Annotated in this window: 24 protein-coding genes; 19 read left to right on the top strand and 5 right to left on the bottom strand. The window is 51.1% G+C overall.

Translation table 11 applies throughout. The features are described 5' to 3' along the window. Nucleotides 1-9 precede the first annotated feature (9 nt). Nucleotides 10-363: an ATP-dependent Clp protease adapter ClpS gene (clpS, locus tag HBA93_RS04665; RefSeq protein ID WP_121992929.1), complete on the top strand. Its 354-nt coding sequence runs from the start codon at nt 10-12 to the stop codon at nt 361-363. Between the two features lie 6 nt (nt 364-369). Continuing rightward, nucleotides 370-2,829 carry an ATP-dependent Clp protease ATP-binding subunit ClpA gene (gene clpA / locus HBA93_RS04670; RefSeq protein ID WP_221722500.1) on the top strand — a complete coding sequence of 820 codons (2,460 nt, stop codon included), beginning with the start codon at nt 370-372 and terminating at the stop codon, nt 2,827-2,829. Between the two features lie 66 nt (nt 2,830-2,895). On the opposite strand, the gene scpC is transcribed toward clpA, so the two are convergent. Next, nucleotides 2,896-4,389 carry a succinyl-CoA:acetate CoA-transferase ScpC gene (gene scpC, locus HBA93_RS04675; protein ID WP_221722501.1) on the bottom strand — a complete coding sequence of 498 codons (1,494 nt, stop codon included), beginning with the start codon at nt 4,387-4,389 and terminating at the stop codon, nt 2,896-2,898. Between the two features lie 524 nt (nt 4,390-4,913). Here scpC and HBA93_RS04680 point away from each other — a divergent pair. Both HBA93_RS04680 and HBA93_RS04685 read left to right on the top strand, forming a co-directional pair. Further along, nucleotides 4,914-5,582: an AzlC family ABC transporter permease gene (locus HBA93_RS04680; protein ID WP_353619323.1), complete on the top strand. Its 669-nt coding sequence runs from the start codon at nt 4,914-4,916 to the stop codon at nt 5,580-5,582. Then, nucleotides 5,579-5,926 (top strand): AzlD domain-containing protein, encoded by a 348-nt coding sequence (locus HBA93_RS04685; protein ID WP_221722502.1) that lies wholly within the window; start codon nt 5,579-5,581, stop codon nt 5,924-5,926. The genes HBA93_RS04680 and HBA93_RS04685 overlap by 4 nt, the downstream gene beginning before the upstream one ends. A 30-nt stretch (nt 5,927-5,956) precedes the next feature. Here the strand turns inward: HBA93_RS04685 and HBA93_RS04690 are convergent, their stop codons facing one another. The 4 genes from HBA93_RS04690 to HBA93_RS04705 form a co-directional block, all read right to left on the bottom strand. Next, nucleotides 5,957-6,379, bottom strand: coding sequence for an HIT family protein (locus HBA93_RS04690; protein ID WP_221722503.1), 423 nt, complete (start codon nt 6,377-6,379; stop codon nt 5,957-5,959). Between the two features lie 10 nt (nt 6,380-6,389). Continuing rightward, complete coding sequence (locus tag HBA93_RS04695) at nt 6,390-7,613, bottom strand: GNAT family N-acetyltransferase (protein WP_221722504.1); 1,224 nt, start codon at nt 7,611-7,613, stop codon at nt 6,390-6,392. 82 nt (nt 7,614-7,695) lie between these two features. Further along, on the bottom strand, nt 7,696-8,436 hold the full coding sequence (locus HBA93_RS04700; protein WP_221722505.1) for a glycerophosphodiester phosphodiesterase: 741 nt from the start codon (nt 8,434-8,436) through the stop codon (nt 7,696-7,698). 2 nt (nt 8,437-8,438) lie between these two features. Then, entirely contained in the window at nt 8,439-8,906 is a 468-nt protein-coding gene (locus HBA93_RS04705) for a RidA family protein (RefSeq protein WP_221722506.1), read from the bottom strand. Nucleotides 8,907-9,199: 293 nt separating this feature from the next. Between HBA93_RS04705 and HBA93_RS04710 the strand changes: the two genes are divergently transcribed. The 15 genes from HBA93_RS04710 (at nt 9,200) to lpxB (ending at nt 26,151) form a co-directional block, all read left to right on the top strand. Next, nucleotides 9,200-10,042, top strand: a complete 843-nt coding sequence (locus HBA93_RS04710; protein ID WP_121992658.1) for a cell envelope integrity EipB family protein — start codon at nt 9,200-9,202, stop codon at nt 10,040-10,042. A gap of 187 nt (nt 10,043-10,229) precedes the next feature. Beyond that, the gene (locus HBA93_RS04715) at nt 10,230-11,330 is read left to right on the top strand and encodes an alkene reductase (RefSeq protein ID WP_221722507.1); all 1,101 of its coding nucleotides are present in this window, start codon (nt 10,230-10,232) and stop codon (nt 11,328-11,330) included. 283 nt (nt 11,331-11,613) lie between these two features. Then, nucleotides 11,614-12,381, top strand: a complete 768-nt coding sequence (gene rpsB, locus HBA93_RS04720; protein WP_122092186.1) for a 30S ribosomal protein S2 — start codon at nt 11,614-11,616, stop codon at nt 12,379-12,381. Nucleotides 12,382-12,736: 355 nt separating this feature from the next. Next, nucleotides 12,737-13,660, top strand: coding sequence for a translation elongation factor Ts (tsf, locus tag HBA93_RS04725; protein WP_122092160.1), 924 nt, complete (start codon nt 12,737-12,739; stop codon nt 13,658-13,660). 425 nt (nt 13,661-14,085) lie between these two features. Then, nucleotides 14,086-14,808 carry a UMP kinase gene (gene pyrH, locus HBA93_RS04730; RefSeq protein ID WP_121992656.1) on the top strand — a complete coding sequence of 241 codons (723 nt, stop codon included), beginning with the start codon at nt 14,086-14,088 and terminating at the stop codon, nt 14,806-14,808. A 199-nt stretch (nt 14,809-15,007) separates the two neighbouring features. Then, on the top strand, nt 15,008-15,568 hold the full coding sequence (gene frr / locus HBA93_RS04735; RefSeq protein ID WP_121992655.1) for a ribosome recycling factor: 561 nt from the start codon (nt 15,008-15,010) through the stop codon (nt 15,566-15,568). Nucleotides 15,569-15,885: 317 nt separating this feature from the next. Continuing rightward, nucleotides 15,886-16,650, top strand: a complete 765-nt coding sequence (locus HBA93_RS04740) for an isoprenyl transferase (protein WP_121992654.1) — start codon at nt 15,886-15,888, stop codon at nt 16,648-16,650. 64 nt (nt 16,651-16,714) lie between these two features. Continuing rightward, a complete protein-coding gene (locus HBA93_RS04745) occupies nt 16,715-17,527 on the top strand; it encodes a phosphatidate cytidylyltransferase (RefSeq protein WP_221722508.1) in 813 nt (270 codons plus the stop codon). A 54-nt stretch (nt 17,528-17,581) separates the two neighbouring features. After that, the gene (rseP, locus tag HBA93_RS04750) at nt 17,582-18,721 is read left to right on the top strand and encodes an RIP metalloprotease RseP (RefSeq protein ID WP_221722509.1); all 1,140 of its coding nucleotides are present in this window, start codon (nt 17,582-17,584) and stop codon (nt 18,719-18,721) included. A 260-nt stretch (nt 18,722-18,981) separates the two neighbouring features. Further along, nucleotides 18,982-21,372 (top strand): outer membrane protein assembly factor BamA, encoded by a 2,391-nt coding sequence (gene bamA, locus HBA93_RS04755; protein ID WP_122092157.1) that lies wholly within the window; start codon nt 18,982-18,984, stop codon nt 21,370-21,372. Nucleotides 21,373-21,439: 67 nt separating this feature from the next. Continuing rightward, nucleotides 21,440-22,486, top strand: a complete 1,047-nt coding sequence (gene lpxD, locus HBA93_RS04760; protein WP_221722638.1) for a UDP-3-O-(3-hydroxymyristoyl)glucosamine N-acyltransferase — start codon at nt 21,440-21,442, stop codon at nt 22,484-22,486. A 1-nt stretch (nt 22,487) separates the two neighbouring features. Further along, a complete protein-coding gene (fabZ, locus tag HBA93_RS04765) occupies nt 22,488-22,949 on the top strand; it encodes a 3-hydroxyacyl-ACP dehydratase FabZ (protein ID WP_022712388.1) in 462 nt (153 codons plus the stop codon). Between the two features lie 97 nt (nt 22,950-23,046). Next, complete coding sequence (gene lpxA, locus HBA93_RS04770; RefSeq protein WP_221722510.1) at nt 23,047-23,877, top strand: acyl-ACP--UDP-N-acetylglucosamine O-acyltransferase; 831 nt, start codon at nt 23,047-23,049, stop codon at nt 23,875-23,877. A gap of 1 nt (nt 23,878) precedes the next feature. After that, nucleotides 23,879-24,757 (top strand): LpxI family protein, encoded by an 879-nt coding sequence (locus HBA93_RS04775; RefSeq protein WP_121992650.1) that lies wholly within the window; start codon nt 23,879-23,881, stop codon nt 24,755-24,757. Nucleotides 24,758-24,975: 218 nt separating this feature from the next. Next, a complete protein-coding gene (lpxB, locus tag HBA93_RS04780; protein WP_221722511.1) occupies nt 24,976-26,151 on the top strand; it encodes a lipid-A-disaccharide synthase in 1,176 nt (391 codons plus the stop codon). Nucleotides 26,152-26,279 lie beyond the last annotated feature (128 nt).

The raw sequence follows: 26,279 nt of genomic DNA on the forward strand, positions 1-26,279 counted from the left end.
ATGCAGGCTATGTCTCCTGTCACGGGGCCTGTGATGGGCAGTGACGATGATGACCCTAAGGACCCAGGTAATGGTACGGCTGTTATTACGCGGACGAAAACCCGCTTAAAACGGCCAAGCCTGTACAGGGTGCTGCTGCTGAATGATGACTATACGCCGATGGACTTCGTTATTCATGTGCTGGAGCGTTTTTTCCAGAAAAACCGTGAAGATGCGACACGTATCATGTTGCATGTCCATAATCACGGGGTCGGTGAATGCGGTATCTATACTTATGAAGTTGCCGAAACCAAAGTGACGCAGGTGATGGATTTCGCCCGTCAACATCAGCATCCGCTGCAATGCGTGATGGAGAAAAAGTGAGGTACAATGCCAACATTCTCCCAAAGCCTTGAAAAAGCACTTCATCAGGCGCTGACCATCGCCAATGAACGTCATCACGAATATGCCACGCTTGAGCATCTTCTGCTTGCTCTGATTGATGACAGAGATGCCGGCGCGGTTATGCGTGCCTGCAATGTCGATATTGCGCAGCTTAAAAAGACTGTCACCGACTATATCGACCGTGAGCTGGATAATCTGGTGACCGGTTATGATGAGGATTCCAAGCCGACAGCTGCTTTCCAGCGGGTGATTCAGCGCTCGGTTATCCATGTGCAGTCGTCAAACCGCGATGAAGTGACGGGCGCCAATGTGCTTGTCGCAATTTTTGCCGAGCGGGAAAGCCATGCGGCTTATTTCCTGCAAGAGCAGCAAATGACCCGCTATGATGCGGTCAATTATATTTCTCATGGTATTTCCAAGCGTTCGGGTGTCAGTGATGACCTGACCGAAGGCAAGGCGCATAGTGCTGAAGATTCAGCGCAGCCTGAGAATGAAGAACAGAGCAAAAAGAAAATTGATGCGCTGACCGCCTATTGCGTCAATCTCAATGAAAAAGCCAAAGCCGGTAAAATCGACCGTCTGGTTGGCCGTGAAAGCGAAATCAACCGTACGATTCAGGTTTTGTGTCGCCGCTCCAAGAATAACCCGCTTTATGTGGGGGATCCGGGAGTGGGTAAAACCGCGATTGCCGAAGGTCTGGCCAAGCGCATTGTTGACGGCGATGTGCCGGAAGTTTTGCTCAATGATACAATCTTCTCGCTCGATATGGGCAGTCTGCTGGCTGGTACCCGATACCGCGGTGACTTTGAAGAGCGTCTGAAGCAGGTCGTCAAGGAGCTGGAAGATTATCCGGGTGCCGTGCTGTTTATCGATGAAATCCACACCGTTATCGGTGCGGGTGCCACATCCGGCGGCTCGATGGATGCATCCAATCTGCTGAAGCCTGCATTGTCTTCAGGGCAGATTCGCTGCATCGGCTCAACGACTTACAAGGAGTTCCGCCAGTTCTTTGAAAAGGACAGGGCACTTGTGCGCCGTTTCCAGAAGATTGATGTGGCCGAGCCGACTATTCCGGATGCCATTGAAATTATGCGCGGTCTGAAACCTTACTTTGAAGACTTCCATAAAGTGAAGTTCTCCAATGATGCGATCACCGCCGCAGTGGAGCTGTCCGCCCGCTATATCACCGACCGTAAATTGCCGGATAAGGCGATTGACGTGATTGATGAAAGCGGTGCCAGCCAGATGCTGCTGCCGGAAGCCAAACGTAAAAAGGTTATCGGCATCAAAGAGATTGAAGCGACCGTGGCGACCATGGCGCGGATTCCGCCGAAAACTGTCTCCAAGGATGACGAGCAGGTGCTTGCCAGCCTGGAGAAAGATCTCAAGCGTGTGGTTTATGGTCAGGAACTGGCGATTGAATCGCTCAGCTCTGCGATCAAACTGGCGCGTGCGGGTCTGCGTGAGCCGGATAAGCCGATTGGTTCTTATCTGTTCTCCGGTCCGACTGGTGTGGGTAAGACGGAAGTTGCCAAGCAGCTTGCCAGCACATTGGGCGTACAACTGCTGCGTTTCGACATGTCCGAATATATGGAGCGTCATACCGTATCGCGTCTGATCGGTGCACCTCCGGGTTATGTCGGCTTTGAGCAGGGTGGTCTGCTAACCGATGGCGTGGATCAGCATCCGCATTGCGTGTTGCTGCTCGACGAAATCGAAAAAGCCCATCCGGATCTGTTCAACATTCTGTTGCAGGTTATGGATCATGGCCGCCTGACAGATCACAATGGCAAGCAGATTGATTTCCGCAATGTCATTCTGATTATGACCACCAATGCCGGTGCGGCAGATATGGCCAAAGCCGCAATCGGCTTTGGCTCCACACGTCGCGAAGGTGACGATATGGAGACGATCAACCGTCTGTTCACGCCGGAATTCCGTAACCGTCTGGATGCGATTATTCCGTTTGGCCCGCTGCCTGTACCGGTTATCCATAAAGTGGTGCAGAAATTCATCATGCAGCTGGAAGCCCAGCTGGCTGATCGCGGCGTGACTTTTGAACTGGATAAGAAGGCTATCAACTGGCTGGCTGACAAAGGCTATGATGAACGCATGGGTGCACGCCCTCTGGGTCGTGTTATTCAGGAATATATCAAGAAGCCGCTGGCCGACGAGTTGCTGTTCGGCAAGCTCAAGAATGGCGGCACGGTCAAAGTCACTACCGGCGAAAAACCGGATGGTAAAACCGGTCTGGTAATGGATGTGGTGAAGGCCAAGCCGGTCAAGCCACAGAAAGAACAGCCTGACGAGGAGGTTGGGGAAGCCGCGGCCAAGCCGGAAAAGAAACCGGCCAAAGTTGCAGCCGATAGCAGCTCTGCTCCGGAGGCAACGGAACCGAAGCGTAAATCGGCTTCAGTGCCGAAGGTTCCAAGAACAAAGGAATAAAATAAAAAGCGCCCGTTTGAAACGGGCGCTTTTTTTTTTGGCAGAACCTATATGCTGAAAGCCGGATCAGCTCTTCAGCATCGTGCCGGTTTTTTCTTTGAGTGCATACCACGAGATGGCTTCTTCAAGAATATGCGGAGTCTGGCCGCCACGCTCACAGGCGCGGGCAAAGTAGTCGCGCAATTGCGGGCGGTAATCCGGATGGGCACAATTCTCGATAATCACGGATGCACGTTCACGCGGAGCAAGGCCACGCAGATCAGCAAGACCGTGTTCGGTCACAAGAATATCCACATCATGTTCCGTATGGTCAACATGTGGCACCATGGGCACGACTGAGGAAATTGCACCATTCTTAGCCACTGATTTGGTGACGAAAACCGAGAGGAAGGCGTTACGTGCAAAGTCACCCGAACCGCCGATGCCGTTCATCATATGTGTACCGGCCACATGCGTAGAGTTCACATTGCCGTAAATGTCGAATTCCAGTGCGGTGTTGATACCGATAATACCGAGGCGGCGGATAACTTCCGGATGATTGCTGATTTCCTGCGGACGCAGCACAAGTTTGTCTTTGTAGCGGTCAAAATTGCCGAAAACGCGCTCGCCGCATGCCTGACTGAGTGTGATTGAGGAGGCCGAGGCAAAGCTCAGTTTGCCTGCATCCATCAGATCAAATGTACTGTCCTGCAAGACTTCACTATACATGCGCAAATGATGGAAAGGACTGTCCACAAGACCGGTCAGAACCGCATTGGCAATCGTGCCGATGCCGGCCTGCAGCGGGTTGAGGGACAGGTCAAGACGGCCTTTTTCCACTTCGCTTTCAAAAAAATGAATCAGGTGACCGGCAATGGCCGAGGTTTCACTGTCCGCCGGCTCAATCAGTGAAGCACTGTCCGACTGTTCCGTGATAACAATCGCAGCGATTTTTTCAGGCGGGATCGGAATATAAGGCGTGCCGATGCGGCTTTCACAGGACACGACCGGAATCGGATCGCGGGACGGGCGCTTGGTCGGAATATAGACATCATGCAGCCCCTCCAGTGCCAGAGAGTGACTGAGATTGATCTCAACAATCACTTTCTTCGCCAGAATGGCGAAACTGGCCGAATTACCAATAGAGGTTGTCGGGATAACACCGCCGTCTTCATTGATGGCAATGGCTTCAATAACTGCATAATCAACCGGCCCGATCTGATTGGAGCGCAATTGCTCAACAGTTTCAGAAAGATGCTGGTCGATAAACATCACTTCACCGCGGTTGATGGCGGCGCGCAAAGTGCGGTCAACCTGAAACGGCATACGACGGGCAAGCACACCGGCTTCGGTGAGGATTTTATCGACATCATGGCCGAGCGATGCACCGGTGAGCAGGGTGATTTTGAATGGTGTGGTCTTAGCCTGTGCAGCCATGGCAACCGGCACGGCTTTGGCATCGCCGGCACGGGTAAAACCGCTCATGCCGATTGTCATCCCGTCTTTGATAAGGGCAGCGGCTTCAGCAGGTGTCACAACTTTATCTTGAAGGGAGGAATTGCGGATACGATCTTCTAGCATGGGAAACCTATATTCGAAGGATCTCTGACAGGGAGGAGCCAGAGAGTTAGTCGCATATACATATGCTTTTAATACGCAGTATCGGCGTAAGAGCAGAAGTTGAAGATTAACCTAAACGTAAACTGCTCTGACAAAAGGGCTTATCTCTTACCGGAGGCTTTTGCCAGCCTTGTCTTTGATAAGGGCATTCTGTCGCGATTTTACATTCATGTGTCTTGAACGGACTATGCATAACAGGCTTGATGATAAGAACTTCATGCCTGTTACGAATGACTGCTTTTGACAGCATTGCAAAGCACATGGGCTGGGTCTAACAATAATGTCATATATGCTGACATTTATATGTAAGATAGTTTCCCATGCCAGATCATCAGCCGCCTGTAAGCCAGTCTGCGTCACAGTTGTCAAAAGCGCATCATAATGCAGATGACTATAATGCGGATGCCGTTTCATCCTTTGCGGAGCGGTTGCAATGGTTCGGACGTGGTGCGCGTAACATATTCAGCATACCCGCACTGCTGCTGATCAGCTCCTTTATCGGCTTTTCCGGTCTGGCGATTGAGAGTGGTATCAGCATGGGGCAGGCGGTGTTTATGACACTGACTATCTGGGCTCTGCCTGCCAAAGTCGTGTTGATCGGTGCGATTTCTGCCGGTAGTTCAATGGCCGCTGCGGCATTGGCTGTGGCACTGTCCTCTGTGCGTCTGATGCCGATGGTTGTGGCCTTGTTGCCTGAACTCAAAGGGCCGCGTTCACGCAAGATCACCTTGCTGTTTCTCTCGCATTTTGTGGCGGTGACCGCATGGGTCATGGCTATGGAGCAGCTGCGCCATATTCCGCGCGATCTGCGCACCAGCTATTTTGCCGGTATCGGCGTGACACTGGTACTGACCAATGCGGCTGTTGTGGCACTGATTTATCTGCTCTCAGCCAGTTTTCCGCCGCTGCTCTTTGCAGCGCTTTTCATGCTGACACCGATGTATTTTCTCACCTCACTCTGGCGCTCATCGCGTGAACAGGCAGGTAAAGCAGCTTTGCTGAGCGGTTTGCTGATCTTTCCGGTGATGCATGCCATTGCGCCGGGTTATGATCTGTTGCTCACCGGCCTGACCGGTGGTGCGGTGGCCTTTGGCTTCCATCTCTATGTGCAGAATTTGCGCCGGAAAGAGGCTCAGAAGGAAGTGCTGTCATGAATTTCACGAGCTTTGATACATGGTGGTGGCCATATTTATTCATCCTGATCGCCGGTGCGCTGGCGACGGATATCTGGCGCTTTCTCGGCGTGCTGGTTGGCGGCAAGATGCGCGAGGATTCGCAAGCTCTGGTGCTGGTGCGCTGTGTGGCCACAGCCTTAGTGGCGGGGGTGATTGCCCAGCTTATTCTATATCCGACGGGTGAACTTGCGAATTCGCCGATGTGGCTGCGGGCTGGTTCTGCCATTCTTGGCTTTGTGGCGTTTCTGTTGGCAGGGCAGCGTATTCTGGTCGGTGTGCTGACCGGTGAAGCCCTGCTGCTCGCAGGACTTCTTATTTTATAACGGTATGGACAGAGATATAAGTCTTATAGATTAAAGGCTTGCGATAATCTTCTGACAATTCTCAGCAAGAACAGCCTGATCTTCCATTTTACCGGTATGACCGGTCAGGGCAACGCCTTCAAAACGCGGAATGACGTGAAAATGCAGATGGAAAACCGTCTGGCCTGCCGCCGGTTCGTTAAACTGCATGACCGTGACACCATCAGCATCAAAGGCTTTCTTCACCGCAATTGCAATTTTTTGCGTTGCTGCAACCAGCTTGGCCAGCACGGCGCTGTCTGCATCGAGAAGGTTGCGTGAACCCTGTTTCGGGATGACAAGGCTGTGGCCTTTGCCCTGCGGCATCACATCCATAAATGCATAGACATCATCATCTTCATAAATTTTATGGCTCGGAATTTCGCCGCGCAGGATCTTGGCGAAAATATTGTCGCTGGCATAAGGCGTGGTCATGGATGGCTCCCTATTCAGATTGATGAAATTTACGGAACGGGCTGTGTTCCGTATAATAGCTGTTGTTCATTTCGACTTCGCGGACCTCGCGGCGCAAATATTGCGCCACGGCATCACGAAAGCCTGAGTGGCTGATATAATGGGCGGAGTGGGTGGTGACTGGCTCATAGCCGCGCGCCAGTTTGTGTTCACCCTGTGCGCCAGCCTCTACCACTGATAATTTATGCGCAATGGCATAATCAATGGCCTGATGATAGCAGACTTCAAAATGCAGAAACGGGTGATCTTCGATACAGCCCCAGTGACGGCCGAACAGCCGGTCACCACCGATGAAATTGATCGCACCGGCAACATAGCGTCCGTCGCGCTTGGCCATGATCAGCACAATATCATCGCCCATGCGTTCGCCTATCAGCGAATAGAATTCACGGTTGAGATATGGACGACCCCATTTACGGCTGCCGGTATCCATATAGAATGCGTAGAACTGATCCCAGATATCTTCGGTCAGATCTTTGCCGGTTAGCCAGTCAATGGAAATGCCATTGCTCAGAGCTTCGCGGCGTTCGCGCTTTAAGGCTTTGCGTTTGCGGGAAATAAGTTCTTCTAGAAAATCATTATATTCCTGAAAGCCGTTGTTTTTAAAATGAAACTGCTGATCTTTGCGATGGAGGAAGCCAGTCTCTGCCAGAACCTGAATGTCCGGCATTTCCGCAAAAGTTACATGGGCGGATGACAGCTGGTTCTGATCAGTGAATTGCGCAACGGCACCGGCAAGCAGGCGGCGTAATTCAGGGTTATTCTCTGCGGTAAGCAGTCGTGCGCCCGTTGCCGGAGTGAACGGAATACCCAGTTGCAGCTTGGGGTAATATTGACCGCCCGCACGCTCAAAGGCTTCAGCCCAGCCGTGGTCGAACACATATTCACCCTGACTATGGGATTTCAGATAGGCAGGAGCTGCGGCCAGCAATACGCCCTGTTGTGTTTCAAGGCGCATATGGCAGGGCAGCCAGCCGGTATTTTCACCGACACAGCCGGAATCTTCCAGCGCAGACAAATAGGCATAGGACAGAAACGGATTATAGGATTTGTTCGCAGTAATGTCGTCTGTGGACAGGAAAGCAGGCTGTTTGCTCGTTTCAGAAAACAGTGCCCATTCATCAGGGCTGAAGCCCTGCATTGAGCTGATGTTACGCAAAATAATGCCGGTTTCTTCCTCTGCTTCCTCACGCATAGCAATCAACCATTCCCACCCGTTTTATCATGTCTGATTTTTACCGGCGCATCACACTATGCGCCGGTAAGATAGTGTTGCCTCAGGCGATAACGCTGTCGGGTACAAAGCCTTCAAATGTAATCTGCTGTGCATGCATATCGCTGACAGCTTTTTCTTCAGTGCTGCGCACCGTCCATGTGATGACAGGGCGGTTGAGCACGGTGCGGAAGAAGCTTATGAACGGGTTTGGCAGATGGTGGAAATTATAGGATACAAAATCCACATCATGCGCGAGCATAGCAAAATGCGCTTCCATATCGGCGGCGCGGGTACCTTCAGCGGTCAGACCAGCAACAACACCCGGTGCATCGCTGCGGAAGCGGCGGATGAGGTGATGATCGAAGGACATAATCGCCGCTTCGCCCTGATAGTTTTTCAGCTCTTTGGCAACGGCGGCAACCAGACCTTCGTCCTGACCTTCAATGCCTTTGAGTTCAATAACCAGCGGCACGCGTCCGGCAACCAGATCAAGCATCTGACGAAGTGACGGGGCGTGATCATGTGTGGTGCCGATGGTCAGTGACTGAGCCTCGGCCAGTGTCAGATCACAAATGCGGCCTTCGCGACCGGCAAGGCGATCCAGCACATCATCATGAAACACGATGACTTCACCGTCTTTGGTCAGATGCACGTCGCATTCAATGGCATAATTGCCTGCAATGGCTGCACTGAAGGCCGGAAAAGTGTTCTCCCAGACCTTTTTATTCATATCGTGCAACCCGCGATGGGCAATCGGCCGGCGGGTAAGCCATTTCAGTTCATCACGAGGCGCAGCGCTCATAATCAGGCAACCTCAATCACGGCTTCGATTTCAACCGGTGCATTCAGCGGCAGACCAGCCATACCAACAGCGGAGCGGGCATGTTTGCCGGCATCGCCGAGAACGTCGATGAACAGCTGTGAGCCGCCATTGGCAACAATGTGCTGATCGGTGAAATCAACAACAGACGCAACAAATACAGTGATTTTAACAATGCGCTTGATGCGGGAAAGATCACCACCCAGAGCCGCTTTTGCCTGTGACAGCACATTGATAGCGCAATATTTTGCAGCTTCCTGTGCTTGTTCAATGGTCAGGTCGCGGCCAACCAGACCGGTGGAAACGAGTTTGCCGTCTTTCAGTGGCAATTGGCCGGAGGTGAACAGCAGATTGCCGCTCTGGGAAAAAGGCAGGTAAGCCGCAGCCGGTGCTGCGGATTCTGGAATGGTGATGCCGAGATCTTTGAGGCGGGTTTCGATTGTCGAGGTCATGGCGCTCTTTCCTGTTTTATTTTACCGTCACATGAGAGTGGACGGCAAACAATAAGGTCATTTTGGGGCGGTTTATGTTCCGCAGGGATTCTTTAACAGTTTGCCCTTCATTGTCGGGCTCTTCATTGTTGGTATGAATGTGTATGCCTGATCTGTGTGTTTTAGGTGTCATGCATATACAAAAATAAAGTTCAAACTGACAGAATCAGTGGAGCATAGCAAAAGCTGTGATTTTTGCCTCGCTTCCGCCATGAGTTATTTTAACATGGCGATAAATTTATCGGAGAATCTTTATGCGTTTTTTGCAGGCCCCCATTTTGCAGGCCCTTGTGTTCGGATCTGGTTTTGTTGTTCCTGCAGTGCTGAGCACAGCAGCTTATGCAGGAAGCACACTTCTGCCGCATCGCGCAGTTTATGATCTGACACTGGAACGCGCCGATGAAAAATCCGGCATTGCCGGTGTAACCGGACGTATGGTCTATGAGTTCAACGGTTCGGCTTGCGAAGGTTATACAACGAATTTCCGTTTCGTGACCCGTATTGATATGGAAGGGCAGGATCAGCGGGTCACAGATCAGCAGACCACCACTTTTGAAGCCGGTGACGGCAGCCGCTTCCGTTTCGTCAATAAAACCTTTGTCGATAAAGAGCTGCTTAAAGAAGTGCGCGGGAATGCGGTGCTAGGCGACAAGCAGATGGATGTGGCGCTGACCAAGCCTGAAAAGCAGGATCTCAAACTGGCACTGTCGCAGTTCCCGACCCGTCATATGGAAGAACTGCTTGTTCGCGCGCAAAAGGGCGACACTTTTTATCAGACGACAATTTTTGACGGTTCCGATGATGCCAATAAGATCATGGCGACCACAGCCGTGATCGGTAAAGGGCAGGTGCTGCCTGAGGACAGTGAGACGAAAGTCATGGGTGAGGTGGCTAAGCAGGAAAGCTGGCCTGTGACCGTCGCTTATTTTGATGATGAAGAAAACGACGAAGGGCTGCCCGTCTATCGCGTGAATTTTAAACTCTACCGCAACGGTGTAACCCGTGATCTGAATATGGATTACGGCGATTTCTCCATGAAAGGCACATTGGTCAATCTGGAAATGTTTAAACCGGCAGCCGCGGCTTCCTGCGAATAATACGGCATAAATTCTACAGGTTTCGATCAAAAGGCGGCATTTCCGGAAACGGATTTGCCGCTTTTTTTATTTTATTGAATTTCCGTGCCTTGTATTCTGTAGTCTTGACTATAAATATCTTTGTAACTGGAGTTGATCTGTGCGTGCTGTGGCAGCGCGGATAATTTTTATAAGCAAAGGTATTATAATGTCCGATCTTTTTTCCTCTTATGATCTTAATGGCGTGCCGCTAAAGAACCGCGTGGTGATGGCGCCTATGACACGCGCACGCGCAATTGATACAGTGCCGAACAGCGACACAGCATTATATTATGCCCAGCGTGCCGGAGCCGGCCTGATCGTTAGTGAAGGAACGCCAATCTCCGATGAGGGGCGCGGCTATCTCTATACACCCGGAGTGTACTCTGCCGAGCAGGTGGTGGGCTGGAGAAAAGTAACAAGTGCTGTTCATGCGCAAGGCGGTAAAATCTTCTCGCAAATCTGGCATGTCGGACGTGTTTCCCATGTTTCGGTACAAAAGAACGGTGTTGCGCCTGTCGCGCCGGTTGCGGAGATTGCAAAAGACTCAAATGTCTTCGCACTTGGTGAGGGCGGTACACCGGGGCTGGTAGCACCCAGCGCGCCGCGTGCACTGAATGCTGATGATATTGCCCGCATTACCGGAGAATTTGCCGATGCTGCGGAGAATGCTGTCAAAGCCGGTTTTGATGGTGTCGAAATTCACGGTGCAAATGGCTATCTGATCGAGCAATTCATCAATGCCGGTTTCAATAAGCGTGAAGATGGCTATGGCGGGGCGACAATTGCCGGACGTATCCGCTTTGCACTGGAGGTTGTTGATGCGGCCGTTGCACGTATCGACTCTGACCGTGTTGGTATTCGCCTGACACCTTTCAGCCGTCTGTTTGATCTTCATGCCTTTGACGGCGAGGAAGAAACATGGCTGACACTGGCTGCCGGGTTGTCTGCCCGCAAACTGGCTTATATTCATATCGGCAATGCCGGTGGCTTGCTGGCAAAAGAAGAAGGCCGCAATTTCCTGAAGAAGTTCCGTGAGGTTTATCAGGGTACATTGATCTTTGCCGGTGGCTACACGCAGGAAACGGCTGAGCGTGTTCTTGATGAAGGACTTACAGATCTGGTTGCTTTCGGCCGGCCATATATCTCAAATCCTGATCTGGCCGAGCGTATGCAACGCGGCTGGCCGCTGGCACCGGCCGATCACACAACTTTCTATGGCGGTGCGCAAAAGGGTTATACCGATTATCCGGCCTATGAAGCTGTTTAAACGCAGATACGGGCAGGGATGTTTCCGCTGCAGAACAAGTGTTCCGGCGGGAATGTCCCTGTGCTATAGTCTTATGGCTGTGTAATATTTGATAATGAGGGCTGCGATCCGGCTCCTGACGGTTTTTGCCTGTGCAGGGCTTGCATTTTCTTCATTCATCGTTTACCAGCCGCATTATTCCACACACGGGATTTGGGTTATGGGCGGGAGAAATCCGCACAACGCCTCCGGTGGCACATTTGTGCCTCAGCCCGTGGAGGTTCAACCGGAAAAGGAAAATACAATGGCATTGCCTGATTTCAGCATGCGCCAGCTTCTGGAAGCTGGTGTTCACTTCGGTCACCAGACACACCGCTGGAACCCGAAAATGGCACCTTTCATCTATGGTGCACGTAACAACATCCACATTCTTGACCTGGCTCAGACCGTTCCTCTGCTGCACAATGCGCTGAAGGTTGTATCAGATACTGTTGCCCGTGGCGGCCGCGTTCTGTTCGTTGGCACCAAGCGTCAGGCTTCGGAAATCATTGCTGACGCTGCTGGCCGTTCGGCTCAGTATTACGTCAACTCCCGCTGGCTCGGCGGCATGATGACCAACTGGAAAACCATTTCCAACTCGATCCAGCGTCTGCGCAAGCTTGACGAACTGCTGTCGGGTGAAGCTCAGGGTTATTCCAAGAAAGAACGCCTGACTCTGGAACGCGAACGCGAAAAGCTGGACCGCGCTCTCGGTGGTATCAAGGATATGGGCGGCGTTCCTGACCTGATGTTCATCGTCGACACCAACAAGGAATCGATTGCAATTCAGGAAGCCAAGCGTCTTGGTATCCCTGTTGTTGCTGTTATCGACAGCAACTGTAATCCAGACCAGATCGATTTCCCGATCCCGGGTAACGATGATGCTGCTCGCGCAATCTCGCTCTATTGCGATCTGATTGCTAAAGCGGCTCTGGACGGCATTATGCGTCAGCAGGGCGCTCTGGGTATCGATATCGGTGCGCAGGCTGAAGCTCCTGTTGAGCCAGCTCTGGAAGCTGCTGAAAACGCTTAATTCGTTTTCTTGTCTGCCGGATTTGTTCTCAGGTCCGGCAGATATTCTGCTTAAAAGACACAATTTGCCGTGTTTGCAGAGCTTCAAAAAACTGAAGTTTTAAACCGGTAAATATCTGAAACGGGTGAGTCGTTTCTGATTCCGTCCGCGAACGGTGAAATCTGTGTCTCATTTAATTGAGCCTTTTCGGCTCCTGCTATCCCGTATGTATACAGTTGACGTTTTGCAGGAATTGCAATGCGGGCTGTAATGATTAATCGGTCATTGGATAAAAGACAGGTCCGCTGTCTGAACAATGATCCATAGCGGGCATGCCGCTTTGCCGGATGTCTGCTGCTTTCTCTGAGAGGCGACAATGAGCATTACCGCAGCAATGGTTAAAGAACTTCGTGAACTCAGCGGCGCAGGCATGATGGACTGCAAGACCGCTCTGAACGAAAATAATGGCGATATGGAAGCTGCCATGGACTGGCTGCGCAAGAAGGGTATCGCTAAAGCTGACAAGAAAGCCGGCCGTACAGCTGCTGAAGGTCTGGTAAGCGTTGCCAGCGAAGGCAAAAAAGCTGTTGTTGTTGAGGTTAACTCCGAAACAGACTTCGTTGCCCGTAATGCTGCTTTCCAGGAAATCGTTCTGAACGTAACCAAGGTTGCTCTGGGCACCGACGGTTCAACTGATGCCGTTGCAAACGCAACCTACCCGGGTTCGGAAAAGACTGTAACTGACACTATTAAAGATGCTGTTGGCACCATCGGTGAAAACATGGCATTCCGTCGTTCCGCAGCTCTGAGCGTGGAAAACGGTGTTGTTGCTTCTTACATCCACAACGGCGTTGCAGATGGTCTCGGCAAGCTGGGCGTTCTGGTTGCTATCGAAACAACCGGTGATGCAGAAGCAGCGAGCGCTATCGGTCGTCAGATCGCTATGCATGTTGCCGCAACCAACCCGCTGGCTCTGACATCTGCGGAAGTTGATGCTGCTGCTGTTGAGCGCGAAAAAGCAATTTTTGCTGATCAGGCTCGTCAGTCCGGCAAGTCGGAAGAAATCATCGCCAAGATGGTTGACGGCCGTATGCGCAAGTTCTTCGAAGAAGTTGTTCTTCTGTCGCAGGCTTTCGTTATCAACCCAGACCTGAGCGTAGAAGCTGCGCTTAAAGAAGCAGAAAAAACAATCGGCGCGCCTGCTAAGGTAACCGGCTTTGTTCGCTTCGCTCTGGGCGATGGCATTGAAAAAGAAGAAACCGACTTCGCTGCTGAAGTTGCTGCCGTAAACAAAGGCTAATATGGCATGATGCGAAGCGATTTTGCTTTGCATAGAGCTGTAATCTATAGAATAGAGCGGTTTCTCCGGAGACCGCTCTATTTTTTTGTGTGTGCATTATAAAAATTGTCAGTTATTGCTGTGCATGACGTGACAATGCTGCGTGCTTCATGTATGCGAAATCAATTCAGCTTTTTCCTGTCATCATGCCGGCCAGTTTCTGGTGCTTCCGGCGGGTTTGTCACGACAGGAGGCAGCCATTTCATTTCCGGCTTAATTCAGGCATGTTGTCTTGCATTCATGTCACTCATAGGGTGTAGCCGCTTTGGCGGTGAAGTCAGTCTGCGGGCTGGTTTTATGACGCGCACGTGATGCAGGTCGGACAAATTCGAGCATAACTCTTCTTACCAGCTGGTAAAGACTGAGCGAACCATAAAAGGGATCCCATGACAGGCAAAACACTTTATAAGCGGGTTCTCCTCAAAGCCTCAGGTGAGGCGCTGATGGGTGAGCAGGGATTTGGCATTGACGTGTCCGTTGCTGACCGCATTGCAAGTGATATTGCCGAAGCGCGTGCGCTCGGCGTTGAGGTTGGCGTGGTTATCGGCGGTGGTAATATTTTCCGCGGGCTGGCTGTTGCCTCCAAAGGCGGCGACCGCGTAACCGGCGATCATATGGGCATGCTGGCAACAGTGATTAACTCGCTGGCTCTTCGCACCTCTCTGGTCAAGCAGGGTGTTGATGCGGTTGTACTTTCGGCTATTGCTATGCCGGAACTGTGCGAGAGCTTTTCGCAGCGTCAGGCAACTGCTTACATGGATCAGGGCAAGGTTGTTATTTTTGCCGGTGGTACCGGTAACCCGTTCTTCACAACCGATTCTGCCGCCGCTCTGCGTGCTGCTGAAATTGGTGCAGACGCTTTGTTCAAGGGCACGCAGGTTGATGGTATTTACAGCGCCGACCCGAAGAAGGATCCGTCTGCCACGCGTTTCGACCGTCTGACACACAAGGAAGTGCTGGATAAAGGTCTGGCCGTGATGGATGTGACAGCAGTGGCTCTGGCACAGGAAAACCGCATTCCGATCGTGGTTTATTCCATTCATGAAGCTGGCGGCTTTGCGCAGATTTTGCAGGGCAAAGGCCGCAGCACGGTTGTGACAGACGCCTGATAAGTAACGGTTCCTGAATTGAATCTGTGTGTGTACACAGATTCAATTCAGCAAAGCTTTGATTTTGTGCTTATCATTTGCGTCAAGCTGTTCTAAACAAAAAGCGAATTGTGTGGTCCGAAACCTGTTTCCGACTATCAGGCAGTATTATGCGCTGTAAAAGCGCAAGATGTTTGGTGTACGCCCAAGGAGAGATATTATGAGCGACGCTCTGGATGTAAACGATCTGAAACGCCGTATGGATGGCGCGATTCAGTCCTTCAAACATGATTTGGGTGGTCTGCGTACCGGACGCGCTTCGGCAAGCCTTCTGGAGCCGCTGACGATTGAAGCTTATGGTTCGACCATGCCGATCAATCAGGTGGCGCAGATTACTGTTCCTGAAGCCCGTATGCTGTCTGTATCCGTTTGGGACAAGAGCATGGTCGGTGCGGTTGAACGTGCAATTCGTGACAGCGGTTTGGGTCTGAACCCGATCACTGACGGTATGACACTGCGTGTGCCGCTGCCGGAACTGAACGAACAGCGCCGTAAGGAACTGGTTAAAATTGCGAACCAATATGCTGAAGGTGCTAAAGTTGCCGTTCGTCATGTGCGCCGCGATGGTATGGATCAGTTGAAGAAACTGGAAAAAGACGGCACCATCAGTCAGGATGACAGCCGCAGCCTGTCTGACAAAGTGCAGAAAATGACCGACGAAACCATTGTAGAAGTTGATAAGCTTCTGGTTTCTAAAGAAGCGGAAATTATGCAGGTCTAAGGCACCATTCGCCCGATCGGGCGCATAAAGGTCGCTCTAAACTGTAAGAACAGGCATCAGAGTGGTTCAGTATCAATTAACCACTCTGATATCTGAGACTGCCGTATATCTCCGGTGAAAAGAATATATCCGCGAATGCGCATAGTGAATGCCGGAGTGGCCGTGCAAAAGACATTTTGCGGATTCTATTGTAGTACAGAATAATTATGCATGTTGTTGCTGGTTGCAGTCTGATGCTGATAATTATCTAAGTTCTTAAACCGGATAAGCATGGCGCCTGACGGCAGCCGTTTTGTCAAAAAAAGGAATATGCCTGAATGTCCGATCCGCGCCACATCGCCATTATTATGGATGGCAATGGTCGTTGGGCTAAAGCGCGCGGTCTGCCGCGTGTTGCCGGTCATAAAGCGGGTGTGGATGCTCTGCGCGGCATTGTGCGTGCTGCAGGGGATAAAGGGCTGGAATTTCTTACCCTCTTTGCATTTTCTTCCGAGAACTGGTCACGTCCGAATTCCGAAGTCACGGAACTGATGGGACTGCTGAAGCTGTTCATCCGCCGTGATCTGAATAAGCTTCACAGTCAGAATGTCCGTGTGCGCATTATCGGCGCGCGTGATGATCTTGCCTCTGATATTTGTGCGCTTCTTAATGAAGCCGAGAAATTAACTGCAGCTAATAGCGGCCTGACCCTTGTGATTGCCTTTAACTACGGGGCGAGGGACGAACTGGCGCGCGCAATGCGTCAGATTGCCGAAGCTGTTGCGGCAGGGCAGATGAAGCCGGATGCGATCACGGCTGAAATGATTTCTGAAAGACTTGATACAGCAGATATTCCGGATCCTGACCTGATTATCCGTACCAGCGGTGAAATGCGGCTGTCTAACTTCCTGCTCTGGCAGGCGGCTTATTCAGAATTTCTGTTCGCCCCGGAATATTGGCCGGATTTCAAGCCTGCGCATTTATTCGCAGCGATTGATGAATATCGGAAGCGGGTTCGCCGTTTCGGCGGGCTGGAAGCTGACGACATGCAAAATCTGTCCGGTGAAACTGAAGTCGTGCCTTTGCGGCATAATGCGGGTTAGGTGCAAGCTGTGCGTATCAGCTTTGCCGGATCATAAATAGACAGGCTTAGGGGCGAGGGTTTTCGTGTCCAATCTTCAATTGCGTATCATGACGGCAGCAGTGCTTGCGCCCGTTACAATTCTGCTGATCTGGCTGGGCGGTATGAGCTTCCGTGTACTGGCTGTCGTGATTGGCTTCGCGATTTTCTATGAGTGGACAACCCTGAGCGCTTCGAAGCAGACACGTTCCGGTCTGACAGCAGGTTGGGCGGTACTCTCGGTGGCTGCGGGGCTTATGCTGATACAGGTTCCGGCAATCCAGATTCTGGCCATTATCGCAGCCGGCGCGGTTTTCCTGATTCAGCGCTCTAACTGGACGGCGGCAGGGCTGATCTATGCCGGTGTGCCGATGGTCTGTCTGGCGGTCCTGCGTGGCGAAACGGCATCGGGTCTGATTGCAATTATTTATCTCTTCGCACTGGTCTGGGCGACAGATATTTTTGCGTATTTCACTGGTCGCAGTCTTGGAGGGCCGAAGCTGGCTCCACGTTTTTCTCCGAATAAAACATGGTCCGGCGCAATTGGCGGCGTCGTTGCGGCAATGATTGCTGCGGCGGCAGTCAGCTATTTCAGTTTTGACCGCGTGAAATATCCGATGGTTATTCTGGCTATTGCACTCTCGGTTGCCTCGCAGATGGGCGATCTCGGAGAATCGTGGGTCAAGCGTCGTTTCGGAGCCAAGGATTCCGGTAAGCTGCTGCCGGGGCATGGCGGAGTGATGGATCGGGTGGATGGTCTGATTGTTGCGGCTGTCATGCTCTATATTATCGGCGCTCTGGTGACAGGGCCGGATTCGCCCTCAGCAATGTTTATCGGCATTGTTTTGCAGCCTTTGTAAGTACCGCTGCGATAAAAGCATATTTTGAGATTTTGAATTACGGGAGTTAGAGTTTTGGGTGATCCCCTTGCATATTTATTCGGCGGCGACAGTCTGCTGGTTGGTACATTACTTCCGTTTATTCTCGTTCTGGCCGTTGTTGTTTTTGTTCATGAGATGGGACATTTTATTGTCGGCCGTTTGTGCGGTATCGGCGTTCAGGCTTTTTCTATCGGCTTCGGGCCGGAGCTGATCGGCTATACGGCACGTAACGGCACACGCTGGAAACTCTGTGCGATTCCTCTTGGCGGCTATGTGAAATTTGCCGGTGATATGAATGCCGCCAGTGCGCCGGACGGCGAGGGTTTGTCCGCTATGACTGAAGCCGAGCGCAAAGTTGCTTTTGCGACGCAACCGGTCTGGAAGCGGGCAGCAACGGTTTTTGCAGGCCCTGCATTCAATTTTCTGCTGACAATTGCCATTCTGAGCTTTTTCTTTGCCAGCTACGGACGCCTTGTTGCTGATCCGACAATTGCAGAGGTTAATGAAGGCAGTCCTGCCGCTGTGGCAGGCTTTAAACCGGGTGACCGTTTCATCAATGTGGAAGGTACGCAGATCAATACTTTTGCCGATGTGCAACGTATTGTGAACGGACGCAGCGGTGATGAGCTGTCTTTTACGGTTGAACGCGACGGGCAGGAAATCAACCTGAAAGCTGTTCCTGAAATTATGGAGCAGACTGATGCACTGGGTAATAAAATCAAGCTCGGTGTGATCGGTGTGACGATCACCAAAGACACAGGCAACTACCGCAAGGTCGAGTATTCATCGCTCGAATCGGTGGGTGAGGCTGTGGCCGAAACAGGGCATATCATCAGCCGTACCGGCACTTTTATGAAGAGACTGGTAATGGGACGTGAAGATAAATGTCAGCTGGGCGGGCCCGTAAAAATTGCTAATATGGCGGGACAAGCGGCGCAACACGGCTTCGAATGGCTGGTTCAGCTGATTGCAATGTTGTCGGTTGGCATTGGATTGTTCAATTTATTTCCACTTCCCCCTCTTGATGGCGGGCATCTGGTGATTTATGCGGGAGAGGCTGTTTTGGGACGTCCTGTTCCGGTAGCAGTACAGGAATTATTCTTCAGGCTTGGTTTCTTTGTCGTTCTCGGCTTTATGGGATTCGTCTTTTACAATGATCTCTTTGGCTGCTAATCTGAACCGGGCAAGGCTCAAGCTGTTGAATTGAAACATTAACGAATTGTGTAAAATACGAGGGGATTATACAAGAAAAGCAATAATCTGTTTACCATGCTATTGGATTTGCGTGGCACCTGTGCCACGTTCGGGAATGAAGTAAACAGATTTTAATAGTGAAGCTTGCTTGTATATGAAAACTGGTTATTACAGTTTGCATTATGCGCTATTTTCCCGGATTACGGCCCGGGGCAACGAAACGAAGGTTAAATAGACCTATGACGGCAAATTCAAAGTTCTTTGGTGCTGCTTCTGCGGTCGCTATGTCGGTAGCAATGGTTGCTGCCGGAACGTCAGCGATCTCATTTGCTACTGTGAGTGTTGCACAGGCAGCAGTCGTTAGTCGTATTGACGTTCGCGGTAACAAGCGGGTTGATGCATCGACAATTCGTGGTGCCATCGGCATTAAGCCTGGCAAGTCATTCACCAATACCGATATTGATGCGGCTGTAAAAAGCCTTTTCAATATGGGCTTGTTCTCTGATGTTCGTATCAGCCAGTCGGGCGGTGCACTTGTTGTCACTGTTTCCGAGTTCTCGGTTGTTAACAACGTACTCTTCCAGGGTAACAAGAAGGTCAAGGATGCTGACCTCGGTCGTGCAGTGGAGCTGAAGGCACGTAGTCCTTTTGATCCTGCACAGATGGAATCAGATCGTCAGGCCATTATTCAGGCTTACCGCAATGTTGGCCGCAGCGACGCTGTTGTGAACGCCCGCACGGTTGATCTCGGTCAGGGTCGTGTAAACGTTGTTTATGAAATCACTGAAGGCGGCCGTACAAAAATCGCCAATATCGATTTCGTAGGTAATGAGGCTTTCGGCGGTCGTCGTCTGCGTGACGTGATCTCCACCAAGCGCACCAATCCTTTGTCATGGCTGACACGCGGCGATATTTACAGCGAAGATCGTCTGCAGGCAGATGAAGAAGCGCTGCGTCGTTTCTACTACAACCGTGGTTATGCTGACTTCCGCGTGATTTCGTCCAATGCGGTTCTGGATCCTGCGACAAACGAATATACAATCACCTTCACTGTTGAAGAAGGTCAGCGTTATACATTCGGCGATGTTCAGGTTGAAAGCTCAATCGCCGGTGTTGATACTGAAGCGCTTAGCGGTATGCTGAAGACCCGCGCAGGTAAAGTTTACAGCGCCAACGACGTTGAAAAGTCGGTTGAAGCTGTAACTGAGCGCGTTGCCGGCAGCGGTTATGCCTTTGCTAAGGTTGAGCCACGCGGCGATCGTAACTTTGAAAACCGCACAATCTCGGTCGTTTATAACGTGGAAGAAGGTCCGCGCGCTTACGTGCAGCGTATCGAAATCCGCGGTAACGATAAGACCCGTGACTACGTTATCCGTCGTGAATTCGACATGGGCGAAGGCGATGCTTTCAACCAGGTTATGATTACACGCGCCAAGCGTCGTCTCGAGGCTCTGGACTTCTTCCAGACAGTTAATATCTCGACCGCTCAGGGTTCTGAGCCGGATCAGGTTGTGCTGATCGTTGATGTTGTTGAAAAGCCTACAGGTGAGTTCTCCATCGGTGCAGGTTATACATCGGGTGGTGAAACACCGGGTGCTTCGGTTGAAGGTTCGGTTGCAGAGCGTAACTTCCTTGGCCGTGGTCAGTATATCCGTATCGGTGCAGGTGCCGGTCAGGATGATGCCCGTAACTATTCGTTCTCGTTCACCGAGCCTTACTTCCTCGGTCAGCGCGTTTCTGCAGGCTTCGATATTTTCCGCAAATCGTACCGTGTTAAAGACCAGTATGACGTAGAACAGACCGGTGGTACGATCCGTTTTGGCCTGCCGATTACTGATAACTTCGGTGCGAGCATCGGTTATAATCTGGTTCAGGAAAAGTATAAGCTGCGTGGTAATGATCTTGATGGTCTTTATGATCCAGCTGATCCGTCCAAGGGCACAAACAAAGAATGGCTTTATGCTCCGGCTTTGATTGAAGCTGCAGACCAGAGCCCATGGATTAGGTCGTCGATTTCTTATGCTCTGACCTATAATACGATCGATAACCCGAACAACCCGCATGATGGTATTTATGCGCGTTTCGGTCAGGAATTTGCTGGTCTCGGCGGTGATGCCAAGTTTATTAAGACAACTGCAAAAGCAAGCTATTATAAGACCTTGCTGCAGGAAGCTGATGTTGTTGGTGTGCTGACTGCCGGTGGTGGTTATATTCATGCCTTCAACGATGATGGTGTTCGTATCTTTGATATGTTCAAAGGTAACACTGACATGATCCGCGGCTTTAAATATAACGGTATCGGTGCTTATCAGGATGCTAAGAACGGTGACCGTTACTGGCTCGGTGGCACAACTTACTTCAACGCCAGCGCTGAAGTTCAGTTCCCGATGCCGGTTGTTCCGGAAAGCCTTGGTATCCGTGGTGCGTTCTTCGCAGATGCTGCAACGCTCTATGGTAACAAGACTGAAGGTGCAATTGGAACCGGCAGTGCACTGCGAGCTTCGGCTGGTGTAAGTCTGATGTGGGCTTCTCCTTTCGGTCCGCTGCGCTTTGACTATGCTATTCCTATTAAGAAAGAAGATTCCGACAAAGTTCAGAACTTCAATTTTGGTATGTCGAGCAAGTTCTGATAAATTTGCTTTTTCCTGAGGCGTAATCTCTGAAAAGAAGATCCGCCTCAGGAGAGAAAGTATGTTGATGGCAGATCCTGTATTTTATACGCTGTCCTGTGCACTCAACGTCGCTGATATTGCTCAATTTACCGGTTCCGAATTGCTGACAAAGCAATATGCCGACCGGAAAATTGAGCATTTGGCGTCTTTGGATAATGCAACACCGGATTCCCTTGTTTTCCTTGAAGGTAAGAAAAACGAAGCTGCTCTGAGATCGCTCAAAGCAGCCGCTGTGCTATGTGCAGAAGCGCAGGCATCTCTGATTCCTGAAGGTATTGCTGTTCTGGTCAGCCGTTCTCCACAAAGAGATTTTGCTGCTGTCGGCCGAAAGCTCTATGAACAGGCTGTGCATCCGCGCTCATTGCTGGGCGTTCCTGGTATTTCTGAAAATGCCACGATTCATCCGACTGCCGAGATTGAAGGCGATGTTACGATCGAGCCGGGCGCTGTTGTTGGCGCCGGTGTATCTATCGGTTCCGGTACAACAATCTGTGCGAATAGTGTAATTGGCGCGGGCTGTAAAATTGGCCGCGATTGTATCATTGCGCCGAATGTTTCCCTGACCTATGCGCTGATCGGTAACCGCGTTTATCTGCATCCGGGTGTGCGCATCGGGCAGGATGGTTTCGGTTATGTGCCGGGTCCTGCAGGACTTGAAAAAGTGCCGCAGCTCGGTCGCGTCATCATTCAGGATGGTGTGGAAATCGGTGCGAATACGACGATTGATCGCGGCTCATTGAGCGATACTGTGATCGGTGAGGGTACCAAGATCGATAATCTGGTGCAGGTTGCTCATAATGTTAAAATCGGGCGGCATTGCGTAATTGCCGCTCATACCGGTATTTCCGGTAGTGTGACCATCGGTGATATGGCAATGATCGGCGGCCGTGTCGGTCTTGCAGATCATATCAATATCGGCTCACGCGTGCAGATTGCTGCCGCGAGTGGTGTGATGAATGATATTCCCGATGGTGAGAGATGGGGTGGTCTGCCTGCCAGACCGCTGAAGCAGTGGTTCCGCGATATTGCGACGTTGCGTAGTATCGGTCAAAGTAAGAAGGAGAAATCCTGATATGAGTGAGAATGTTGAGCAGAACAGCCTTGGTTCAGCAGATATTCAGAAGTTGCTGGCAGTTCTGCCGCATCGTTATCCGTTTCTACTGATTGATCGTATTGTCGATATTGACGGTGACGATTCTGCGACCGGTATCAAAAATGTGACATTCAATGAACCACATTTTACTGGACATTTTCCTGCGACCCCTATTATGCCCGGTGTATTGATTATTGAAGCGATGGCGCAGACCGCCGGTGCGATTTCAATGCTCAAAATGGGCCTTGAAAATGCAGGAACCGTATTTTTGCTGACAATTGATAATGCAAAATTCCGTCGTCCTGTTGTTCCGGGTGATCGGATGTTGCTTCGCGTTAAAAAAGTGAAGCAGCGCGGAAATATTTCAAGATTTGCATGTGTCGCTGAAGTTGACGGCGTTAAGGTTGCCGAAGCGGATGTCTCTGCAATGACCGGTGCATAAGCAGACTGTCTGTTACAGGCGATCCTGCAATACAAATACATTAATTTTCAAAGTCCGGTTCGGGCTTTGATATAACTGAAGAAAAAGCGTGATTTGAATGCGTGAAACCTCTATTCACCCGACAGCCTGCGTTGAACCGGGCGCTAAACTTGGTCAGGGTGTTTCTGTCGGCGCTTTCTGCCATATTGAGGTAGGCGCAGAGATTGGTGATAACAGCGAGCTGATGAGCCACGTTGTTGTTACAGGGTTTACGACTCTTGGTGAAAATGCCAAAGTTTTTCCGCATGCTATTCTCGGTTGTGAGCCGCAAAACGGTAAGCATAAAGGTGGCCACACCAAGCTGCTGGTCGGTAAAAATGCGATGATCCGCGAAGGCGTGACTATGCATCGCGGATCCGATACCAGCCGCGGCTATACCAATGTCGGCGATAATTCCACATTCCTCGCTTATGCCCATGTCGCCCATGATTGCGATGTCGGTAATCACGTTACTTTTGCGAATAATGTGATGATCGGCGGCCATTGTGAAATCGGCGATCATGCAATTCTCGGTGGCGGCGCTGCTGTGCACCAGTTTGTCCGCGTCGGCCATCATGCCTTTGTTGGCGGTATGGCGGCTGTTGTGCAGGATGTTATTCCGTTTGGCATGGCCATTGGCGTTCATGCGCATCTTGGTGGCCTCAATATCATTGGCATGAAGCGTTCCGGTCTGGAACGCAAAGAAATCCATGCTGTGCGCCGTGCAACACGTATGCTGTTTGACCGTACGAAACCGGTGAAAGAGCGTGTGGAAGACGTGCGCATAGAGTTTGCAGATTCACCGGCTGTGGGTGATCTGATTGCTTTCATCACGGCCGATGCCAAGCGCAGCTCGTTCACGACACCGCTTTTGCATGGCAAGCACGGTCATATTGAAGATCATTCATAATATGACGAAGAGTGCTGTTTCTGTCCGGGCCGTAGATGCTGAAGCCAGAACCGCTATTATTGCCGGTAACGGGCTCTTGCCACAGGTTGTGGCAGAAGCTCTTGAAAAGAAAGGCAATCCGCCCTTTGTCATTTGTCTGAAGGGCGAGGCGGATGAAAGCCTCAAACGCTTTGAACATGAAACTGTTTCAGTGGTGGAATTCACCCGTCTGATTAAGGCACTGAAACAAGCCGGTGCGAAGAATGTTATTCTGGCGGGCGGTGTCCGTCAGCGCCCGCATTTAAGCGATATACGTTTAGATATGACAACCATCCGTGCTCTGCCGCGGGTGATTAAGGCATTGGGCAAAGGCGATGATGCCTTGCTTCGTGCTTTTATCGGGCTTCTGGAATCCTACGGTTTCAATATGGTCGGTGCACATCAGATTGTGCCCGATATTCTGGCACCGGCAGCATCTGTGCTGACTGTGGTTAAGCCGGATAAAAAAGAACAGCATAATATCGATATTGCACGCGAAGCCGCCTTCATATTGGGCAAGCTGGATGTCGGGCAGGGTGCCATTGCTACCGGCGGTCGTGTTGTGGCGCTGGAAGGCGCTGAAGGCACCGACAATATGATTGAGCGTGTGCGCCAGTTGCGTCAGGAAGGCCGCATCCCGCGTCAGGGCGGTGTGCTGGTTAAATGCGCCAAGCCTGCGCAGGATGAACGGGCTGATCTGCCGACAATCGGTATTGATACGGTGACCAATATTGCAGCCGCAGGGCTTGCAGGTATCGCTATTGAGGCTGGCCGTACTGTGATGTTGTCCTATCATGACACAGTTCAATCCGCCGATGCTCAGGGCTTGTTTCTTGTTACTTTCGACAGTCCGCGCGAATAATTTTTCAAAACCTGTATAGCTCTGCCGCTGTTCAGCAACTATGCTGCAGCTCTTGCAGCCGAAGCGCATTCGTTTAATCGGGCGTAGGGTAAAGCATTGCACAGTTAAATCGATTCTGTTTGACGATAATGCCAACGCGACCAACTAAAGAGATAATACGGTTCCAATGATTTTGCTCTGACCGGAACCACTTTAATCCAAAGGATGCCGGTTTGAATATGAGTGAAAAACTTCCGTTGAAAATTGCTGTTGTAGCCGGTGAAGAATCCGGAGATTTGCTTGGAGCAGATCTTGTGGATGCGCTGCGTACTAAAACGGATCGTCTGATCAGCCTCGTGGGCGTTGGCGGCACTCATTTGCAACAGCGCGGATTGCAGAGCCTGTTTGATCCTGATGAGATTGCGCTGATGGGGATTGGAGCAGTGCTGGCGCGGTTGCCGAAGCTGATTATGCGGATCAGCCAGACCGCCAAAGCGATTGTAGCTGAAAAGCCGGATTGCCTGCTGATTATCGACAGTCCGGATTTCACCCATCGTGTAGCAAAGAAAGTACGTCAGGCCGATCCGTCGATACCGATCATCAAATATATTGCACCGACGGTCTGGGCATGGCGTCCGCAGCGCGCCAAGGAAATGCGCAAATATATTGATCATGTGCTGACAGTTCTGCCTTTTGAAGTAGAGGTCATGCAGCGTCTCTCAGGTCCGAAATCGACTTATGTCGGGCACAGGCTGAGCAGCTATCAGCCATTGCTGGATATCGCTAAAGCACGGAAAAACCGTAACGCACCGGCAAAAGATGCCGAGAAAACTATTCTGCTTTTACCAGGTTCTCGCCGGTCTGAAATACAGGCTTTGCTCAAAGAATTTGGTACGACACTGCAATTGCTGAATGAACGTAACGGGACTGTTCATGCGATCCTGCCAACACCGGAACGCCATGAAAGCTATGTACAGAACCTGACAAAAGACTGGCCGGTTAAGCCGGTTATTGTTACCGGTGAGGCTGCGAAATGGGATGCCTTTGCCAAAGCCGATGCGGCACTGGCTGCCTCGGGTACCGTATCCCTTGAATTGGCGCTGACCAAAATTCCGGCAGTGATTACTTACAAGGCCGATCTCTTCAGCAGACTATTCATCACGCGGCTGATAACCATCTGGAGCGCATCACTGCCCAATATTATTGATGATACGCCTGTTATTCCCGAATTTTTTAACGAGTTTGTCCGTGCAGGTATGCTGTGCCGCCAGATTGAGGGTTTGCTTGAGGACGGATTGGTGCGGCAGGCACAGATTGATGGCTTCGAGCGGATTATCGCTAAAATGCATACGGATAAGCCCGCCGGTGAAATGGGAGCCGATGTGCTGCTGGAGCTTTTGACGAACAATAACTGATCTGATTTGTTTTACCAATTAAAAAGCCTGCCTCTGAGATCAGAGGCAGGCTTTTTGTTTTCTGTATGTCTTATCTTTTAAAGCATGTCGCGGAAAAGTGGGTACCGGTTTTCCGATAACGACATGCG

The sequence above is a fragment of the Ochrobactrum sp. SFR4 genome, from assembly GCF_019730395.1.
Taxonomy (GTDB): Bacteria; Pseudomonadota; Alphaproteobacteria; order Rhizobiales; family Rhizobiaceae; genus Pseudochrobactrum.

Bases quoted from the DNA above. Each gene is read 5' to 3' on its own strand.
- clpS (WP_121992929.1), top strand. From the start codon at position 10: ATGTCTCCTGTCACGGGGCCTGTGATGGGCAGTGACGATGATGACCCT.
- clpA (WP_221722500.1), top strand. From the start codon at position 370: ATGCCAACATTCTCCCAAAGCCTTGAAAAAGCACTTCATCAGGCGCTG.
- scpC (WP_221722501.1), bottom strand. From the start codon at position 4,389: ATGCTAGAAGATCGTATCCGCAATTCCTCCCTTCAAGATAAAGTTGTG.
- HBA93_RS04685 (WP_221722502.1), top strand. From the start codon at position 5,579: ATGAATTTCACGAGCTTTGATACATGGTGGTGGCCATATTTATTCATC.
- HBA93_RS04690 (WP_221722503.1), bottom strand. From the start codon at position 6,379: ATGACCACGCCTTATGCCAGCGACAATATTTTCGCCAAGATCCTGCGC.
- HBA93_RS04695 (WP_221722504.1), bottom strand. From the start codon at position 7,613: ATGCGTGAGGAAGCAGAGGAAGAAACCGGCATTATTTTGCGTAACATC.
- HBA93_RS04700 (WP_221722505.1), bottom strand. From the start codon at position 8,436: ATGAGCGCTGCGCCTCGTGATGAACTGAAATGGCTTACCCGCCGGCCG.
- HBA93_RS04705 (WP_221722506.1), bottom strand. From the start codon at position 8,906: ATGACCTCGACAATCGAAACCCGCCTCAAAGATCTCGGCATCACCATT.
- HBA93_RS04710 (WP_121992658.1), top strand. From the start codon at position 9,200: ATGCGTTTTTTGCAGGCCCCCATTTTGCAGGCCCTTGTGTTCGGATCT.
- HBA93_RS04715 (WP_221722507.1), top strand. From the start codon at position 10,230: ATGTCCGATCTTTTTTCCTCTTATGATCTTAATGGCGTGCCGCTAAAG.
- rpsB (WP_122092186.1), top strand. From the start codon at position 11,614: ATGGCATTGCCTGATTTCAGCATGCGCCAGCTTCTGGAAGCTGGTGTT.
- tsf (WP_122092160.1), top strand. From the start codon at position 12,737: ATGAGCATTACCGCAGCAATGGTTAAAGAACTTCGTGAACTCAGCGGC.
- pyrH (WP_121992656.1), top strand. From the start codon at position 14,086: ATGACAGGCAAAACACTTTATAAGCGGGTTCTCCTCAAAGCCTCAGGT.
- frr (WP_121992655.1), top strand. From the start codon at position 15,008: ATGAGCGACGCTCTGGATGTAAACGATCTGAAACGCCGTATGGATGGC.
- HBA93_RS04740 (WP_121992654.1), top strand. From the start codon at position 15,886: ATGTCCGATCCGCGCCACATCGCCATTATTATGGATGGCAATGGTCGT.
- bamA (WP_122092157.1), top strand. From the start codon at position 18,982: ATGACGGCAAATTCAAAGTTCTTTGGTGCTGCTTCTGCGGTCGCTATG.
- lpxD (WP_221722638.1), top strand. From the start codon at position 21,440: ATGGCAGATCCTGTATTTTATACGCTGTCCTGTGCACTCAACGTCGCT.
- fabZ (WP_022712388.1), top strand. From the start codon at position 22,488: ATGAGTGAGAATGTTGAGCAGAACAGCCTTGGTTCAGCAGATATTCAG.
- lpxA (WP_221722510.1), top strand. From the start codon at position 23,047: ATGCGTGAAACCTCTATTCACCCGACAGCCTGCGTTGAACCGGGCGCT.
- HBA93_RS04775 (WP_121992650.1), top strand. From the start codon at position 23,879: ATGACGAAGAGTGCTGTTTCTGTCCGGGCCGTAGATGCTGAAGCCAGA.
- lpxB (WP_221722511.1), top strand. From the start codon at position 24,976: ATGAGTGAAAAACTTCCGTTGAAAATTGCTGTTGTAGCCGGTGAAGAA.